Origin of the sequence: Eubacterium callanderi, assembly GCF_900142645.1 — a bacterium.
GTDB classification, from domain to species: domain Bacteria; phylum Bacillota; class Clostridia; order Eubacteriales; family Eubacteriaceae; genus Eubacterium; species Eubacterium callanderi.
In genome coordinates, this window is the sequence record NZ_FRBP01000004.1 from 301,725 (window position 1) to 319,561 (window position 17,837).

Sequence of the window (17,837 nt, forward strand, 5' to 3'; positions counted from 1 at the left end):
GTGTTCTTTTTTTTAACAGTGTTTATCAGACACTTTGATCTTCAAAGATATAGGCATCCATTTTTTCACGGACCGTTGGAATATCAAATACCAGATAGTACACACCATCAATCATCTGCCCATTGGCGTCATCATCCTGCGGGAAACGATTCTGCCGGATCCCCTGCTTGGCAAGTGAACCGTATTTGGCAGTCATATCAAGCATTTCCTGGTTAGAAAGGCTGGTGGTGATATAAGGGGCAAGATCACTGATCAGGCCTGGATAGCTGGTTACAGGCTGCTGGATCATTTTTATGACAAGCGCATTCAGGACAGTCCGCTGACGTTCAGTTCGTTTAAAGTCATTGCCGCTGGCATAACGGATTCTGGAATAAGCCAAAGCCTGCTCACCGGTTAAAAGCTGAGTACCGGACTGGTAAAGTCCTGGAATCTGGCCGGTCGCGATTTCTTCATCAGTGATGTCAATGCTGACGCCGCCGAGCATATCGATGATTTCAGGCATTGAGGTAAAATTGACGGACATAAAGTCTGTGATGTTCAGACCAAAATTTTCGTTGAGCGTGCGGATTGCGAGCTCAGGGCCGCCAAATGCATAAGCGTGGTTGATTTTATCCATTCCGTGGCCTGCGATATCAACATAAGAGTCACGCATGACAGAGGTCAGCTTGATGCGGTTATGGACATTGTCTAAAGTCAGGATCATGATCGAGTCGGAACGGCCAGTCTCGCCTTCAGCGGCGTCGATACCGTAGAGCGCAATGTTGACAATCTCTCCGTTTTTGTTTTCAGTAATACCCAGATCCTGAGCATTATCTGAAATATCAACCTTATCCATTTTGTTCATGGTATTCTGAATGTATGAGTAGGCATATAAGCCACCCCCCAAGATAAGAGCAAAAATGACAGCTACAATGATCAAAGCTGCTTTTTTTCCGGTGCTCATGCCGCCGGCTTTGTTTTTTCCCATATAAAAAGACACTCCTTATTTATTTTATAATTGACAATTATACCATATCTCCACTGCGCTTTCTATTATAATTCAAATTATTTAACAGGAACTTTGAAAAATGCAATTGTAACCGGGAACAATATTATCCATCTGGGACAATAGGGGGTGTATTTTGTTTTCGTAATGTGATATAATATGAGAAATTATTGGAAAATAACAAAGAAAGGAGGGAATACAGATCGAATCTGAATTTACACATTTACATGTCCACAGTGAATTTAGCCTTTTAGATGGTTTTGGAAGAATTAAGCAGCTCGTGAAAGAAGCAAAGGATTTGGAAATGAAAAGTCTCGCGCTTACAGACCACGGGGTGCTTTTTGGCGCGGTCGATTTTTACAAAGCATGCCTGGAGGAAGGCATCAAGCCGCTTATCGGCTGCGAGGTTTATGTTTCTCCCCGCCGTCTTGACCAAAAGGAAGGTAATATTGACACCAATCCATATCATCTGGTGCTGCTGGCCGAAAACAACGATGGCTATAAAAATCTGATGAAAGTCGTATCTGAAGGCTTTATTGATGGATTTTACTATAAACCCAGGGTTGACCATGAATATTTAAGAAAGCACCATGAAGGCATTATTTGTCTGTCGGCCTGCATTGGCGGGGAAATTCCAAGACTGATCATTGAAGGACAGCTGCAGAAAGCAAATGAAATCTGTCAGATGTATCAGGATATTTTTGGAAAGGGAAATTTTTTCCTTGAAATACAGGATCACCGTATGCAGAAGGAAGCGCAGGTCAATGAGGTGCTCATTGACTTTTCTAAAAAATATGACATTCCTCTGGTAGCGACCAATGATGTCCATTATGTCCGGAAAGCGGATGCCGAAGCCCACGATATATTGCTGTGTATTCAGACAGCGGCTTCTGTGGACGATGAGGAGCGGATGCGGTTTCCAAATAATGAATTTTATCTGAAATCCCCAGATGAAATGTCCCGGTTATTCATTGATGTGCCGGAGGCCATTGAGAATACCAACAAAATTGCCGAGCGCTGCAACGTGAGTTTTGACCTTGAAAGCGCCCATTTGCCTGAGTTTGAACTTCCAGAGGGAGAACCCTCTGCGGGTGGTTACCTGAGAAAGCTTTGTGAAGCAGGACTTAAGGCCCGGTATCAGGAGATTACGCCAGAAATAAAGGAACGCATGGACTATGAGCTGGATGTGATCCATTCCATGGGCTTTGACAATTATTTCCTGGTTGTCTGGGATTTTATTAAATACGCCAAGGATCATGACATCATGGTCGGACCAGGCCGTGGGTCCGCCGCGGGAAGCCTTGTGGCCTATGGGCTGGATATCACGACACTGGATCCCCTCAAATACAACCTGCTGTTTGAGCGGTTTTTAAACCCTGAACGAATCACGATGCCCGATATCGATTGTGATTTCTGCTATGAACGAAGACAGGAAGTCATTGATTACGTGATCAGAAAATATGGCGCAGACCATGTGGCGCAGATTATTACCTTTGGTACCATGGCGGCAAGAGGTGCAGTGCGTGATGTGGGAAGAGCTTTGAATATGCCCTACAATGCGGTGGATAAGGTAGCCAAAGAAATTCCGATGCACCCAGGGCAGAATATTACGATTGAAAGGGCTCTGGAAGAAAACAGCGAGCTTCGGAAGATGAAGGAAAACGATCCGGAGGTTTCCAAGCTTCTGGATATGGCCGAATCCATGGAGGGTCTGGCACGTCATGCCTCCACCCATGCGGCTGGTGTGGTTATTTCAGATAAGCCGCTGATGGAGTATGTTCCGCTTTACAGGAACGGAGACATGATTACCACCCAGTTTCCCATGGGACTCTTGGAAGACCTCGGGCTTATAAAGATGGATTTCCTGGGTTTGAGAACCTTGACGGTTATACGGGACGCCCTTGAAAATATAAAACACAGCCAGGGGATGAACATCAATTTAGACAACATTGATCTCGAAGACCCCAAGGTTTATAAGATGCTGTCCAAGGGAGACACCCTTGGGGTATTTCAGCTTGAGAGCAAAGGGATGATCGCTTTTATGAGAGATCTGCAGCCAGAGCATTTCGAGGACATCATTGCCGGAATCTCGCTTTACCGCCCTGGTCCGATGGATCAGATCCCCAGATATATTGAGAATAAAAAAAGTCCGGAAGCCATTACCTATCTTCATCCGATTTTGGAACCAATTCTGGATGTTACTTATGGATGTATGGTTTACCAGGAACAGGTTATGCAGATATTCAGGGATGTGGCAGGCTTTACCATGGGCAGAAGTGACCTGGTCCGCCGTGCCATGTCGAAAAAGAAAATTGATGTCATGAATCAGGAAGGTGAAGTTTTTATCCACGGCGAGGTGGATGAAAACGGCGAGACCGTCATTGACGGCGCGGTACGCCGGGGCGTGCCGGAAAATGTGGCAGAACAGATATACGCGGAAATGAAGGATTTTGCCAAATACGCCTTTAACAAATCACATGCCGCTGCATACGCGGTTATCGCCTACCAGACTGCCTGGCTCAAATGCTATTATCCGACAGAATTTATGGCGGCGTTAATGTCCTCTGTGATGGACGATGAAAAAAAGGTATCTAAATATATTGAGGACTGCCGTAAAAATGACATCAAGGTGCTGCCGCCGGATGTGAATGTCAGCTATGACAAGTTTTCTGTAAAAAACAATAAGATCTGTTTTGGCTTAGGGGCCATTAAGGGACTTGGGAAAAATGCCATTGTGTCCATTGTAAATGCCAGAGAGACCGATGGCGCTTTCAAAGGCTTTCGGGATTTCTGTGAGAAAGTCGATTTAAAGGCTTTGAATAAACGCATGGTGGAAGGCCTGATCAAAAGCGGCGCCTTTGACTATACCGGAAGTACCCGCGCCCAGCTTTTACTTGGTGCAGAGCGGATGGTGGATCAGGTGCAGCGTGAGAAGCGTGACCGCCTTGCCGGCCAGATATCCTTGCTGGATTTTGGCGGAAACAGCAGCCTGAAGGAGGACTTTTTACCCGATGTCGCACCCTTTACCAAGGAACAGCGGCTGGCGCTGGAGAAAGAGGTGCTCGGCCTGTATGTTACGGGGCATCCCCTTGAAAAATATGAGAATACCTTAAAAGAAAAGACAAACCTTAACAGCAGTATGCTTGACAGCTACGAGGACCTGAGGGATTCTGGGATCAGGGACGGCGGCGCGGTAATCATTGGCGGACTCATTGATGATGTCAAAAACCAGATCACCCGCAATGGCAAGCTGATGGCTTTCATGACACTGGAGGATTTATACGGCCGCCTGGAGGTGGTTGTATTCCCCAATACATTGGAAAAATACCGTCCTCTTCTGACCGTGGACCACGCGGTGATTGTGAGAGGTAAGATAAATTATAATGAAGAAATGAATGTTTCTGTAATCTGTGAGCAGGTCTATCCTCTCAGCCTTAAAACGGATATTCCGCAGGTGAAAGAGGAAAGAACAGCGTATGCGCCGGCTGAAAAGAAGGAGAAGCTGGTCATTCATTTTACAGATTTTACACAAAAGCCCTTGCTAAAAGAGATTAAATCCGTTTTAATGAAAACACCGGGTCCGGTACCGGTGGAGCTGCATTTTGAAAAGGAACATAAAAAATTTGGCGCAGATAAAAACCTGTGGGTAAGCGTCTGTGATGAATTAATAAATAACCTGGAAGCAATTCTAGGGCAGAATAAAGTGGAGGTACTCAAATGAAGATTGGTATTTTAACGAGTGGTGGTGACGCACCAGGAATGAACGCGGCGATCCGGGCAGTTGTCCGGACAGCCATTTATCATAAAATTGATGTTTACGGCATCAATCGCGGTTATGCAGGACTGCTGGATAAAGATATCAGCCCATTAAACGTCTATTCAGTCGCAGATATTCTGCAAAAGGGTGGTACCATTTTAAGAACCTCCAGAAGTGAGTTTTTCCCGACAGAGGCAGGACAGAAACGCGCAGCAGAGGTTCTGAGAGAGTATGGCATTGAGCATCTGATTATCATCGGCGGGGACGGGAGCCTGAGCGGCGCGCTGGCACTGAAAAAGCTGGGTGTGAGCGTTGTGGGAATTCCCGGCACCATCGACAATGACTTTGGCGCCAGTGATTTTACCATCGGCTTTGACACCGCTGTGACCACAGCCATTGAAGCCATTGGAAAAATCCGCGACACCACCTTTTCCCACAACCGGATCAATGTGGTGCAGGTCATGGGACGTACCTGCGGGGATATTGCCCTGTATGCGGGCTTCTCAGTCGGCGCGGAGGCATTGATCATCCCTGAAATTGAAACGAACCTTGAAGGAATCTGTGACCGGCTGCTGGCAGGCAAGGATCGTGGGAAGCTCCACAGCATTGTCATGCTGGCTGAAGGCTGCGGAAGCTACCGTGATTACTGTAAAAAAATCGAGGAATTGACACAGGTTACAACTAAAGGCACCAATTTAGGGTATATCCAAAGAGGTGGATCACCATCTCATTTTGACCGTAATCTTGCGAGCTTTATGGGATATAAAGCAGTAGAAGCCATCGTTAACGATAATACCGGAAATGTTGTGGTGCAGCGCAAGGGCGAGTACATTATGGTTCCCCTTGAGGAGGCGCTGGAAACACCAAAAGCTTTCCGTAAAGATATGTATAAAATTGCGAAGATTCTGTCCATTTAACGATTCAAGAAGTTTGACATAAATAATAATATAAAGTGAGGTTATAACAGTATGAAGAAAACAAAAATGGTGTGCACCCTTGGGCCTGCATCCGATTCAAAAGAGATTTTAACCAAGATGATCCAGGGCGGGCTGAATGTAGCGCGTTTGAACTTTTCCCACGGAAGCCACGAAGAGCATGCGGGAAGAATCCAGAGAATTAAGGAAGTACGTAAGGAGCTGAATATTCCAGTTGCGCTGATGCTGGACACTAAAGGCCCTGAAATCCGTACCGGGGATTTAAAAGAAGGAAAGGTTACCCTTGAAACCGGTAAAAAGATTGTGCTGACCTCAGAACAGATCGAGGGAGATGCAGACCGCGTCAGTGTCAGCTATGAAGGGCTGCCTGATGACCTGTCTGTAGGAAACAAAATTTTGATTGACGACGGACTGATCGAACTGAATGTTGACCGTATTGACGGAACAGAAATTTATTGCAGCATCGACAATGGCGGCGTACTGGGCTCTAAAAAGAGCGTCAATATTCCAAATGTCGAAATCAATCTCCCAGGTCTGACTCCAAAGGATGAAAGTGATTTAATCTTTGGGATCAAGCAGAAAGTCGATTTTGTGGCAGCGTCCTTTGTGCGCAAGCCACAGGATGTTATCGCGATCCGTAAGGTTCTCGAAAATAACGGCGGTGGAAATATCCAGATTATTTCTAAAATTGAAAACCGCGAAGGCGTTGAAAAAATTGACCGCATCTTAGCTGTTTCGGATGGTATTATGGTGGCCAGAGGGGATCTTGGTGTCGAAATCCCGGCCGAGGAAGTGCCACTGGTACAGAAAAGCATTATTAAAAAATGTAATCTTCTGGGTAAGCCGGTTATCACAGCCACACAGATGCTGGATTCCATGATCCGCAACCCGAGACCAACAAGAGCCGAAGTCGGAGATGTTGCCAACGCAGTGTTTGATGGTACAGATGCAGTAATGCTTTCCGGTGAAACCGCAGCGGGCGCTTATCCGGTACAGGCTGTTGAAACCATGGCAAATATTGTGGAAAAAACTGAACGCTCTGAAGAATACATCAATCGTCAAAAACCAGAACACGGTGAACTGACCATAACCAATGCGGTAAGTGAAGCAGCTGTTCAGATTGCGGCGAACCTGGACGCAACAGCTATTATTGCGGCGACTTCTTCTGGACATACACCGCGTATGCTGTCTAAATACCGCCCAGAATGCACTATTTTAGCCGTCAGTGATAAAGTATCCACTGTCCGCCGTTTAACCCTTTCCTGGGGCGTTTACTGCATGTATATGACAGAGCTCAGAGATACAGATTCCATGGTGCACGATTCTGTACAGGCAGCTGTAGAGCTGGGCGTTGTCAAGATTGGTGATCTGGCTGTTGTAGCTGCTGGTGTGCCGCTTGGTGTACAGGGCAACACCAATATGATAAAAGTCCATACTGTGGGCAATGCAATTATGAGTGGCATTGGTATCGGCGATAAGCCTGTAACAGGCTATGCAAAATTGATTAATGAAGATAACGCTTCCGAATTCAAGGAAGGGGATATTCTGGTTGTCAAATCCTTATCACCGGATATTTCATGGATTCTGGATAAGGCAGCGGCCATTATTACCGAAGAAGGCGGCCTGAGTTCTGAAGGCGCCATCGCCGGATTACACTATAATATCCCGGTAATCGTCGGTGTCGAAAAAGCCCTTGAAATCATTGGACATGGTAAGCTGATCTCTGTTGATCCAAAGCGTGGGATGGTTTATCAGGGTAAGGTTCGCATGGTTTAAGTTGAAAAGTGAAATAAAAAAGAGCGTGCATTTTGCAGGCTCTTTTTTAATGGATCAAATTTAAGAATCGGTTTCGGTTTCTTCCAGCCGGACAATCTTGATTTCAAGAACACACTTCAGGCTGGCTTTTGTGATGGTAACAGCGAGATTTTCATAGGTGAAGGTATCGCCGACCTTTGGTATATGGCCAAGCAAGTCAACGACCCAGCCGTTTACCGTATTAGAGTCAAGATCCTTATTTTGAAACTGAATATTGAAATATTCAAACATATCAATAAGATTGGCATGGCAGGAAACCAGGGTGGTATGCTCATCCAGTGGTTTGAAAACCTCCACAATCTGGTCGTGTTCATCCCAGATGTCGCCCACAAGCTCTTCCAGGATATCTTCAAGGGTGACAAGCCCAAAGGTGCCGCCGAACTCATCCGCGACAATGGCCATATGGGTTTTGGATTTTTGAAGCAGGCGCAGCAGGGTTGAGATTTTCATGTTTTCGCTGGCATATACCACATCGGCCACAATTCCCTGAATGGAAGTGATACCGTGGTTGATCAGTGAATGGAAATCCTTCTCGTGGATCATACCGACAATATTATCAATACTTTTAATATAGACCGGGAGTCTGGAGTAACCGGTGGTTGAAAAAAGCTGTTCTATTTCATCCAGAGGTGTTTCGAGGTCAATGGCAGTGATATCGACTCTGGGAATGGCAATATCCCCGGCGCTGAGGTCATCAAATTCAATGGCGGAACGGATCAGCTCGCTCTCATGTTCGTCCAAAACCCCTTCGTTTTGAGCTTCATCCACAATGGTTTTTAATTCCTCATCGGTAATGCTGGGGCCGTCAGAAGATTTGAAAAATTTTGACAGCAGTCTTTTCCATTGGGAAAAGACAAAGGTCAGGGGCGTCAGAAGATAAATAAAAAAATTTAAAATCGGCGCTGAAAAAATAGAAAACTTTTCAGGGCTCTCCTTAGCCATACTCTTGGGGGAAATTTCTCCAAAAATCAAGACAAGAATGGTCATGACCACAGTGGAGATGGTGACGCCCAGATCACCAAAATGTCTGGTGAAAAGAACAGTTGCCAGCGAAGCTGAGGTAATGTTCACAATATTGTTGCCAATGAGAATGGTTGAGAGCATTTTGTCGTAGTCTTTGCTGATATTCAGTACCAGAGCTGCTTTCTTATTGCCTTCAGCTGCCATGTTTTTCATGCGGATTTTGTTAAAAGTCGAAAAGGCTGTTTCGGTGGCCGAAAAATAGGCCGACATTAAAATAAGCAGTGCGAGCACAAACATCATTATTAGACTGCTACTGTCCATAAAATAAATTTTCCTCCTGAAATGTATTCGTTATTATATCCTATTATAGCATAGTCAGCCGTTCTTTTGTTAAAAACGTGCACAGATATTTATAAAGAAAATGCCCGGGTACCTTGCTGATATCCGGGCGTTAGGATTAGTTGATGTTATAGTCGATTTTGTAAATCTGTGAAATGGGCTGTCCCTTGGTGTCGCTGGTGGCTGTTTCTCTTTTTTTCTCAATAGAGAAATAGATTGTGGACTTATAGGGGTGTGCAATAATTGCCGAGGTCAGGGTGAGCGGGGCGGATATCTGCAGCTTGTTTTTTCCGTTTGCATCCATGATCCAGATGGACTGGGAAGTCTTGGTATTGATGCTGGAAAACTGTGTGTACAGAATTTTCTCCCCGTTGGGCGTATACGCTGCCGAAGTGAAATTCCCCTCACTGACAACGGAGGGCTGAGCGCCTTTGCTGATGCTGTAGCTCATGATCCGGTTGGAGTCGCCATAGTTCTGCGTATAGATAATGCTGCCATTCTGGCGGTTAATATCAAAATTTATAACATTTTCATCAATCAGAGTGGAGCTGAGCTCATCACTTCCGTCTTTTATCTCAGACAGATACAGGTTTGTTTTTTGATCATCGGTCGGGTCTGTGCCGGTGAAGATCACCGCATTATTTTTAGGATAATACTGGATATCATGGACGGGAATGCTGCGGACCGTGTGGTAAATGCGGCGGTCACCCTCTGAGGTTGCCATGACGATCTGATTATTGGAGTTGCTGTAAATAACGCTGCTGTCATCCACAATACAGATATTCGAGTTGACATTTTCCTCAGGTGAGGAAATCGTCTTTGTAACACTTTTGTCAATGGAGGTCCAGATAAGCTGGTTAGAGGATTTTTCATTTTCTGTGTCCAGCCCCTTTTCCACATAGAAGACGCCTTTGGCGTATTCATCAAATTTGGCGGAAAGCTGGTGCTTTTCAGAATTGACAAAACTGGTCAGCTGGTTCTCGTTCTCACTCACCTTAAGCAAATTGATGTTATAGGTGATGGGCGGCGCCTCGGTTGTATTGAGTAACAGGAGGGTGCTCCCGTCGTAGGAAATATCCTGAACCGTTCCTGTTCCGATGTTTTCAAAGGAAAGAATCTCCATTTTACTCTGGGGGTTTTTTTGCTGAAGCAGTGTGTTGTTGAGGGCCAGCGGTTTATCCTGAGGTACCAGGAAGCTTCTGCAGCCACCGAGGAAAAAGGGAAGCGTGAGAAATAAAAGCAGCGCGATCCATTTATTCTTTTTCATTTTTTTCACCTCCGGCGAGCGCTTTTTCAATGACAGGCAAGGTTACAATCACGTTGGTACCTTCGCCGACCTGGCTGTCAACACGGATGGTACCATTGTGTTTCTCTACGATCTGTTTTACAAGGTAGAGACCAAGTCCGGCTCCACCCTCGCCCTCACTCCGGGCGCGGTCCTCATCGACACGGTAGAAGGCATTGAAAATGCGGTCCTTTTCCACGTCGGAGATACCAACACCGTAATCGCGGATTGAGACAACAATATTGCCGTCTTCGCGCGTAGAGACCACGTCGATAATATCCCCTTTGTCGGAGTATTTGATGGCGTTGTGTAAGACATTGATGAAGAGCTGTTGGAGCCGATCATAGTCGCCGAGTATTTCCGGCAGGTTTTCATCCGATTTATAATTGATCTCAATATCATTTTGACTGGATTTAATCTGCATTTGGTCAACCACATCGATGAGCAGGGCATGCAGGTCCAGGTTTGCTTTCTTAACATCAAATTCGATTTTATCGAATTGGTTCACATTCAGCAGATCATCCACAAGACGCAGCAGTCGATGGCCCTCGCGGTTGATGGTCGATAGTGAACGGTTTAGAATTTCAGGGTCCACAACCTGTCTCCGGGTGAGCATATCCGTATAGCCGATAATGGTTGTCAGCGGCGTCCGCAGCTCATGGGAAACAGAGCTGATAAATTTTTTCTGTTCGTTCTGAAACTGCTTGGTGGCGGTGACATTACGGATAATGATCATGTAGTTTTCTTCATAGCCGGCCTCCCGGATAGGGCTGCCGATAATGAGCAGGTTACGGCCGTTACAGTCAATTTCCTCTGATATGTGGTCCTTGCCGTTTTTAAGGTCATCAAACATATCCCGAAGGAAGGACTGGTACTGGAAGTCGTAGATTGTTTTGGGGTTGGATATGTTAAAGTAGGTTTTGATATAGGAATTGGACGTGATGATGTTGCCCTTTTTATCAATGGCCAGCAGCCCATCGTCGAGTGAAGCCAGAACACTGGCGAGGCGTTTACGCTCAGATTCCAGCTGAAGGATCACATTGTTGACATTCTGGGACATTTTGTTAAAAACCTGGGTAAGATCCCCAATCTCATCATCCCGGCTGTAGTGAACCATGACATTGTAGTTACCCTTGTTAATTTCGCTTGAGATGCGGGTCAGGTCCTTGATGGGCTGGACAAAATGCTTCGAAAAGGATAAGGTGACCACAACCAGAATAGTCAGGCCGAGAATCCCGCCGATGACAAACAAAAGCGTGCACAGACTGAGGAAGGAGTCCATATTGTCCAGTGAATAAATAAAACCGACGTAGCCAAGAAAATTATTGTCGATCTCAATTGGCGACACATAATAAAGAACACTGGCGTTGTCGATATTTTTTAAGGTCATAACCGGGCTGTCCTTTTGACGGGAAAGCTCAATCTCATTACTCAGGAATTGATTATCGGGGATTGAGACAGAGTCCGCGATGGCGCTGCCGGCAGCGTCGAAAAGAATAACACGGCTGTTTTCGAGCTGGGCAATACTTTTGCTGAAGGCCAGGCTGTTGTCAATATAGCGGGTCTCATTGGCCGCCTCGGAGGAACTGGCCTTTAGCTCCTGTCCGATGTAGAGCACGGCGTCCTGACTCATCACCCCGAGCTTATCCTTAGCCTGGTTGATATAGTAGTAGGTAACCCCCTGGATCACGCAGAAAATAACAATGATAAAGGTAGCGATAAAAAGGGCGATGTTGTAAACAATCATTCGCCCCCGGTAAGTCATTTGCATTAGATTTTCCTCATTTTATATCCGATCCCAAAAACGGTTTGGATAAATTTATTGGGCTGCGTATCAATCTTGCGGCGGATACGCTGGACGTGCATGTCGACGGTCCGGGTATCGCCGTAATAATCGTAGCCCCAGATTTTTTCAAGCAGGGTATCCCGTGGAAAGACCTGCTCGAGATTGGAGGCCAGCAGATACAAAAGGTCGAATTCCTTTGGCGTTAGGTGTACTTCCTTGCCGTCAAGCAAAACGGTCCGTTCATCCGGCATGATGCTGAGAGGTCCATTCTTGATAACGGCATCGGTCTTTTTGGCGGCTGGGGCCTTGGTAGCGCGGCGGAGATGGGCCTTGATACGCGCCAGCAGCTCGCGGTTGTCAAAGGGCTTGGTCAGGTAATCATCAGCGCCCAGCTCAAGGCCGAGAACCTTGTCGATAATATCGGTTTTAGCAGTTAAAAGAATGATGGGAACATCCATCATCGGCGTCAGGGTTTTGCAGACATCGTAGCCATTGACCTTGGGCAGCATGATGTCCAGGACAATGAGGTCCGGCTCAAAGCTCTGGGCCTTTTCGATGGCCTCCTGGCCATCATAGGCGGTCTCTACCTGATAGCCCTCAAAGTCTAACTCCATTTTGATTAAATCTACGATGGCGGCTTCGTCATCGACAACTAAAATTTTTTCGTTCATGCTGTTCTCCTTCTATATAAATATCATGTAATATAATGTGTCGTAAAAGTGATCAGAACCACAGGTGGAACTGTTCTTTGTTCTGGATGGCTTTCAGGATGCGGTCATCCAACTCTGGAATGGTCTTTCGGAGCTCTTTCATCATATCCTTCATGTCCTCACGTTTGGTATGGCCGTCGGCGGGGCAGGTGCTTTTAATGACGGGCAGCTCTTTGATCTCAGGATTATAGATAATATCCTTTTCCTTAACAAAGATTAAGGGACGGATCAGGGTGATATCTTTCCGGTCAAGATAGGTTACCGGTGAAAAGGTATTGATGCGGCCCTCATAAAAAAGACTCAGGAAAAAGGTCTCGATGGCGTCATCGGCATGGTGGCCGAGGGCAATTTTGCGGCAGCCCCGCTCAATGGCCAGGTCGTGCAGTGCGCCGCGCTTCATTCTGGCGCAGAGTGCGCAGGGATTCTTTTCCTGCCGGGCCTCAAAAACAATGGGGCCAATCTGTGTTTTTTTGATGGTGTAGGGAATGTCCAGCTCAGCGCAGAGCTGAACCAAGGGTTCAAAGTCCATTCCGCCAAAGCCCATATCCAGGGTAATGCCCTCCAGTTCAAAGGGAACTGGTGAGAAATATTGAAAGCGCTTCATGGCGACCAGCAGCGCAGTGCTGTCTTTACCACCAGACAGGCCTACTGCAATGCGGTCGCCCGGGCGTATCATTTCGTATTTTTCAACTGCTCTTCGCAAAGGTCCGAGGATCTTTTTCATGATGTCTCCTTTATATAACAAACTACTGGTATTTTACCATTATACAAAGGAAAAAACAAATTTTGCATCAGGTTTTTAGCTGAAAATAAAACTTTTGGAAAGCTTGTCAGTCGCCTTTATAGTTGTTTCGGATAGAAATTAATGTTATAATTTTAAATTGCATATTCCGATATTGGAAATGCTTAAGTTTTGATAAAGATGATTAAAAACAAAGGAGAAACGAATGTCCCAGGCGATTATTAATTTTTTTGCTTTTTTACCTGACTGGCTGGAGGTTTTCATTATTTCAGCCATCCCGATTGTTGAACTCAGAGGTGCGATTCCATGGGGAACCCTGGTGCTGCATATGCCTTATTTACAGGTTTTTCTGTTATCCTGGCTTGGAAGCATTATTCCGGCGCCTTTTATACTGCTGTTTTTACCGGCGGTCTTAAAATGGATGCGCGGTACCAAGATTTTCGGCCCTTTCGCCAACTGGCTGCATACAAGAGGGATGAAAAAGTCACAGAAAATCACACAATACAAATTTTGGGGATTGATGATTTTCGTGGCCATTCCTCTGCCGGGTACTGGCGTCTGGACAGGCTGTCTTGCCGCGTCGCTCATTGAGATGGACTTTAAGCGCGGCATGCTGTCAGTTATTCTGGGCTCAGCCATCGCAGGTGTGATTGTAACAGCATTGTGTGCCCTTGGCCTTATGGCCGTTGGGGGATGATGATATGGTTCGTTTGATTGCCCTTGATCTCGACGACACCCTTCTGACAACAGACAAGCAGATTTCCCGCAAAAACCGGGAAGCGCTGAAGGCGTGTATGGACAGGGGAATCCGGGTGGTTACAGCAAGCGGACGGTTCAATGAATCACAGCTGGTGTTCATTAAGAATGTTGGACTGGGGCTCGAAAAAGAATACCACGTCGGCGACGGCGGTGGGACAATTTTTAATGAGGATAAAATTTTAAAGGTAATGGGCGCCATTGACAAAAGCCGGTATCTCAGCGTTTTAAGCCAGACCCGGGAGCTCAAGGTGCCCTGCTTTGTGGCCACGAGCCACAATATGTTTTATGATATACCAGACCAGCCGCTGTGCCGAGTCTATGGAAAGGTGCCCGGTGTGCGCCGGCCGTATATTGAACAGCTGGAGGATCTTTCGGCAATCGAAAATGCCCTTAAGTTTGTGTTTTCCTATCAGTCTGAGGAAGAGCTTGAGCGGATCCAGTCGATCCGCTGTGATGGGACCATCACTTTTCACGCAGGGCGAAATCTCATGGAAATCACCATGGAGAGCCTGAACAAATTCGCGGCCCTTACGGAGTTGGCCGGGCTTTATGGCATTGCAACCGATGAAATGGCCTGTATTGGGGACAGCGAGAATGATATTCCGATGATCGAAGGCGCCGGGCTTGGGATGGCGGTCAAAAACGCCATGGACAGCGTTAAGAAGCATGCCGATATTGTTGGTGAGAAAACCAATGACGAGGATGGTGTGGCCTGGCTTTTAGAAAAGTATATATTGTAATAAAAAAGAGGCGTGGTGAAAAGCGCTGCCAGTTTTGCCTAAAGATCAAATTCAGCGCTGTGAATAACGGCCAGGAATCGTGCGGTACTACCGTAATAGCCGGACACTGGTGAGATAAAGCATTTGCTTTAGTCAATAAGCTGCCGGTGAGAGGGTAGCGTCCGCAGAACGCTTTTGTCTTCCTTAGGTAAAAGGTTTCGTCTCTCAGGTTTTTTGACAGACTAAGATCAAATTCAGTATTGAATTTGGTCTTTTTTATGTTTACAATAGACCTTAGTGACAAAATAATGAAAAAGGAAGTGTGAAAATGCCATTATCACAGAATTTTTATAGACAAACCCGCAGGGAATTAGGCGAAAAGCTGGAGCCGGAAAGCCTGGCGATCATCTATTCTGGACGGGCAGTTCAGCAGTCTTTGGACGCGGACTATCCCTTTTATACCGATAACAACTTTTATTATCTGACCGGCATTGAGGAGCCTGATGTGACCCTTTTGATGAAAAAGGATGCAGGCGGCGAGGTTTCGGAGTGTTTATTCATTGATGAGCCAGACCCCTTCAAGGAAAAATGGGTAGGTGCTAAGATCAGTATTGAAGAAGCTCAGGCGTTGTCTGGCATTAAAGATGTTCGCTATAATACTGAGCTGGAGTCTTTTATTTTACAGGAAACCCGTTTTGATAACCTGTATTTCGATTTTACCATGCCCAAGCACCAGAGTTTTGCAACCAGCGACCCGCAGATCAAGCTGCTGTTCGCGGATATGGAGCTTCAAAATCTTCAGCCCTATCTGACCGCCATGCGGCTGATTAAAAAGCCCGAGGAAGTCCAGGCGCTGCGTGATGCCATTGAGATAACTGCGAAGGGGATTGACGCTATTCTTGAAAATCTGAAACCGGATATGAAGGAATACCAGATTCAGGCGGTTTTTGAATATACCATCAATATGATGGGCGCCCAGGGAGTTTCCTTCCAGACTATTGCGGCCTCAGGAAAAAGCGCTACGGTGCTGCATTATATTAAAAACCAGGCGACCATGAAGGGAAGCGACATGGTGCTTCTGGACCTGGGGGCCCGCTACAAGGGCTATTGCGGCGATATCAGCCGAACCTTCCCGGTTTCAGGAACATATACCGATGAACAGGCCACGGTCTACAATATGGTTCTCGAGGCCCAGAGAGAGCTGATCCAGATGTACCAGCCCGGTGCAAAAATGCTGGATATCCAACAGGCAACCAAGGATATTTTTCTTGAGAAATGTTTAAAAAACAACATCGTGCCTAAAAATAAGGACATCAATGAATTCTATTACCACGGTATCGGCCATTCGCTGGGGCTGGATACCCACGACACCAACGATAAGCGGGAATACATCCTGGAGCCTGGCATGGTCATCACCTGCGAGCCCGGTCTTTACATTGCCGAAATGGGGATGGGCGTGCGGATCGAGGATGATATACTCGTGACAGAAAACGGGCCGGAAAACCTGTCGCCGCAGATTCCAAAGGATATTAATGTTATTGAAAAGCGGATGAAGGGATAAGCTCTTTTGTTTTTTTAATGAAAGGGGCTTGACAAAATTGCCCTGTAGGTTTATCCTATTACAAGTAATTGAATATTTACCTATCCAGAGAGGTGGAGGGACAGGCCCGATGAAACCCGGCAACCAGCATAAGCATGGTGCCAATACCTGCAGTTAAACTGTAATGATGGGGTTTTTGAACGAATCTAACCCCATGCGCGCATGGGGTTCATTTTATTTAAGGATTTGAAAAATCTGTGATCTTTATCAAGGGTAAATAGAATTACGACAATACAAATTTTTAAGGAGCGAATGATGAAACAATTATTTACCTCAGAATCCGTTACTGAAGGCCATCCGGATAAAATCTGTGACCAGATCTCCGATGCGGTGCTGGACGCGATCATCGAACAGGACCCAATGGCCCGCGTTGCCTGTGAAACGTCCGTATCAACCGGTTTGGTTTTAGTGGCGGGCGAAATCACCACCAACTGTTATGCAGACATTCCCAAAATTGTCCGTGAAACCATCCGCGGTATCGGCTATGACCGGGCGAAATATGGCTTCGACTGTGAAACCTGCGCGGTTTTAACCTCCATTGACGAACAGTCCTCAGATATTGCCATGGGCGTTGACAAGGCCCTTGAAGCAAAGGAAGGAAAGCTGGAAGAAGAAGACCTGGCTACCGGCGCTGGGGACCAGGGCATGATGTTCGGCTTTGCGTGCAACGAAACACCAGAGCTCATGCCAATGCCAATCTCTCTGGCGCACAAGCTGGCTAAAAAGCTATCTGATGTACGCAAACAGGGTGTTGTCGATTACCTGAGACCAGATGGAAAATCTCAGGTGACCGTTGAGTACAACGACGGCGTACCCACCAGAGTGGACACCGTGGTCATCTCCACTCAGCACAGCGCAGATGTGGACGCTGCTACTATCCGTGAGGATATGATCGAAAAAGTTATTAAACCCGTAATTGACCCATCACTTTTGGATGAAAATACTAAATATTTTATCAACCCGACCGGCCGTTTTGTCATCGGCGGACCGCAGGGTGACGCCGGCTTAACCGGACGTAAAATTATCGTAGATACCTATGGTGGATACGGACGCCATGGCGGCGGTGCTTTCTCAGGAAAGGATCCGACAAAGGTTGACCGCTCTGCGGCTTACGCAGCCCGTTACGTTGCCAAAAACATTGTGGCGGCAGGGCTGGCGGATAAATGTGAGGTCCAGCTTGCCTATGCCATCGGTGTGGCTGAACCGGTATCCGTTTTTGTTGATACCTTTGGAACCGGCAAGGTTGCCGACGATAAAATTGCAGAGCTGGTAAGAAAGCATTTTGATCTAAGACCAGCCGCCATCATCAAGAATCTTGACCTGAGGAAACCGATCTACAAGCAGGTGGCCGCTTATGGTCATTTTGGCAGAAACGACCTGGATTTACCCTGGGAAAAAACCGACGTCGCAGAAAAATTAAAAGCGGAAGTTTAAAACAGAGG

The 17,837-nt window shown here is 46.4% G+C and carries 13 protein-coding genes and 1 riboswitch; of the genes, 7 read left to right on the forward strand and 6 right to left on the reverse strand.

The annotated features are described in order from the left end of the window. Positions 1–25: 25 nt before the first annotated feature. Positions 26–967 (reverse strand): LCP family protein, encoded by a 942-nt coding sequence (locus tag BUC22_RS06940; protein WP_013381362.1) that lies wholly within the window; start codon positions 965–967, stop codon positions 26–28. Positions 968–1,187: 220 nt separating this feature from the next. Here BUC22_RS06940 and BUC22_RS06945 point away from each other — a divergent pair, with 220 nt between their 5' ends. The 3 genes from BUC22_RS06945 to pyk are packed head-to-tail and all read left to right on the forward strand — an operon-like array spanning position 1,188 to position 7,453. After that, positions 1,188–4,706 (forward strand): DNA polymerase III subunit alpha, encoded by a 3,519-nt coding sequence (locus BUC22_RS06945; RefSeq protein WP_038350663.1) that lies wholly within the window; start codon positions 1,188–1,190, stop codon positions 4,704–4,706. Next, positions 4,703–5,659: a 6-phosphofructokinase gene (pfkA, locus tag BUC22_RS06950; RefSeq protein ID WP_013381359.1), complete on the forward strand. Its 957-nt coding sequence runs from the start codon at positions 4,703–4,705 to the stop codon at positions 5,657–5,659. Before BUC22_RS06945 ends, pfkA begins: the two co-directional genes overlap by 4 nt. 51 nt (positions 5,660–5,710) lie before the next feature. Continuing rightward, entirely contained in the window at positions 5,711–7,453 is a 1,743-nt protein-coding gene (gene pyk / locus BUC22_RS06955; RefSeq protein ID WP_013381358.1) for a pyruvate kinase, read from the forward strand. Between the two features lie 60 nt (positions 7,454–7,513). Here the strand turns inward: pyk and BUC22_RS06960 are convergent, their stop codons facing one another. The 5 genes from BUC22_RS06960 to BUC22_RS06980 all read right to left on the reverse strand — a co-directional run bounded on the left by BUC22_RS06960 (position 7,514) and on the right by BUC22_RS06980 (position 13,299). Continuing rightward, the gene (locus tag BUC22_RS06960) at positions 7,514–8,776 is read right to left on the reverse strand and encodes an HlyC/CorC family transporter (RefSeq protein ID WP_013381357.1); all 1,263 of its coding nucleotides are present in this window, start codon (positions 8,774–8,776) and stop codon (positions 7,514–7,516) included. Positions 8,777–8,912: 136 nt separating this feature from the next. Further along, positions 8,913–10,061, reverse strand: a complete 1,149-nt coding sequence (locus BUC22_RS06965) for a hypothetical protein (RefSeq protein WP_073382628.1) — start codon at positions 10,059–10,061, stop codon at positions 8,913–8,915. Further along, positions 10,048–11,850: an ATP-binding protein gene (locus BUC22_RS06970; RefSeq protein WP_013381355.1), complete on the reverse strand. Its 1,803-nt coding sequence runs from the start codon at positions 11,848–11,850 to the stop codon at positions 10,048–10,050. The genes BUC22_RS06965 and BUC22_RS06970 overlap by 14 nt, the downstream gene beginning before the upstream one ends. Then, entirely contained in the window at positions 11,850–12,536 is a 687-nt protein-coding gene (locus BUC22_RS06975) for a response regulator transcription factor (RefSeq protein WP_013381354.1), read from the reverse strand. The genes BUC22_RS06970 and BUC22_RS06975 overlap by 1 nt, the downstream gene beginning before the upstream one ends. A gap of 52 nt (positions 12,537–12,588) precedes the next feature. Continuing rightward, entirely contained in the window at positions 12,589–13,299 is a 711-nt protein-coding gene (locus BUC22_RS06980) for a tRNA lysidine(34) synthetase (protein ID WP_013381353.1), read from the reverse strand. A 223-nt stretch (positions 13,300–13,522) separates the two neighbouring features. Here BUC22_RS06980 and BUC22_RS06985 point away from each other — a divergent pair, with 223 nt between their 5' ends. The 4 genes from BUC22_RS06985 (at position 13,523) to metK (ending at position 17,829) form a co-directional block, all read left to right on the forward strand. Next, the gene (locus BUC22_RS06985) at positions 13,523–14,014 is read left to right on the forward strand and encodes a COG2426 family protein (protein WP_013381352.1); all 492 of its coding nucleotides are present in this window, start codon (positions 13,523–13,525) and stop codon (positions 14,012–14,014) included. Between the two features lie 4 nt (positions 14,015–14,018). After that, positions 14,019–14,816, forward strand: coding sequence for a Cof-type HAD-IIB family hydrolase (locus BUC22_RS06990; RefSeq protein ID WP_013381351.1), 798 nt, complete (start codon positions 14,019–14,021; stop codon positions 14,814–14,816). A gap of 307 nt (positions 14,817–15,123) precedes the next feature. Continuing rightward, on the forward strand, positions 15,124–16,356 hold the full coding sequence (locus BUC22_RS06995; protein ID WP_013381350.1) for an aminopeptidase P N-terminal domain-containing protein: 1,233 nt from the start codon (positions 15,124–15,126) through the stop codon (positions 16,354–16,356). Between the two features lie 77 nt (positions 16,357–16,433). Beyond that, positions 16,434–16,529: riboswitch (SAM riboswitch) on the forward strand. Between the two features lie 118 nt (positions 16,530–16,647). Continuing rightward, positions 16,648–17,829, forward strand: coding sequence for a methionine adenosyltransferase (gene metK / locus BUC22_RS07000; RefSeq protein ID WP_041689901.1), 1,182 nt, complete (start codon positions 16,648–16,650; stop codon positions 17,827–17,829). The last annotated feature ends 8 nt before the right edge of the window (positions 17,830–17,837 follow it).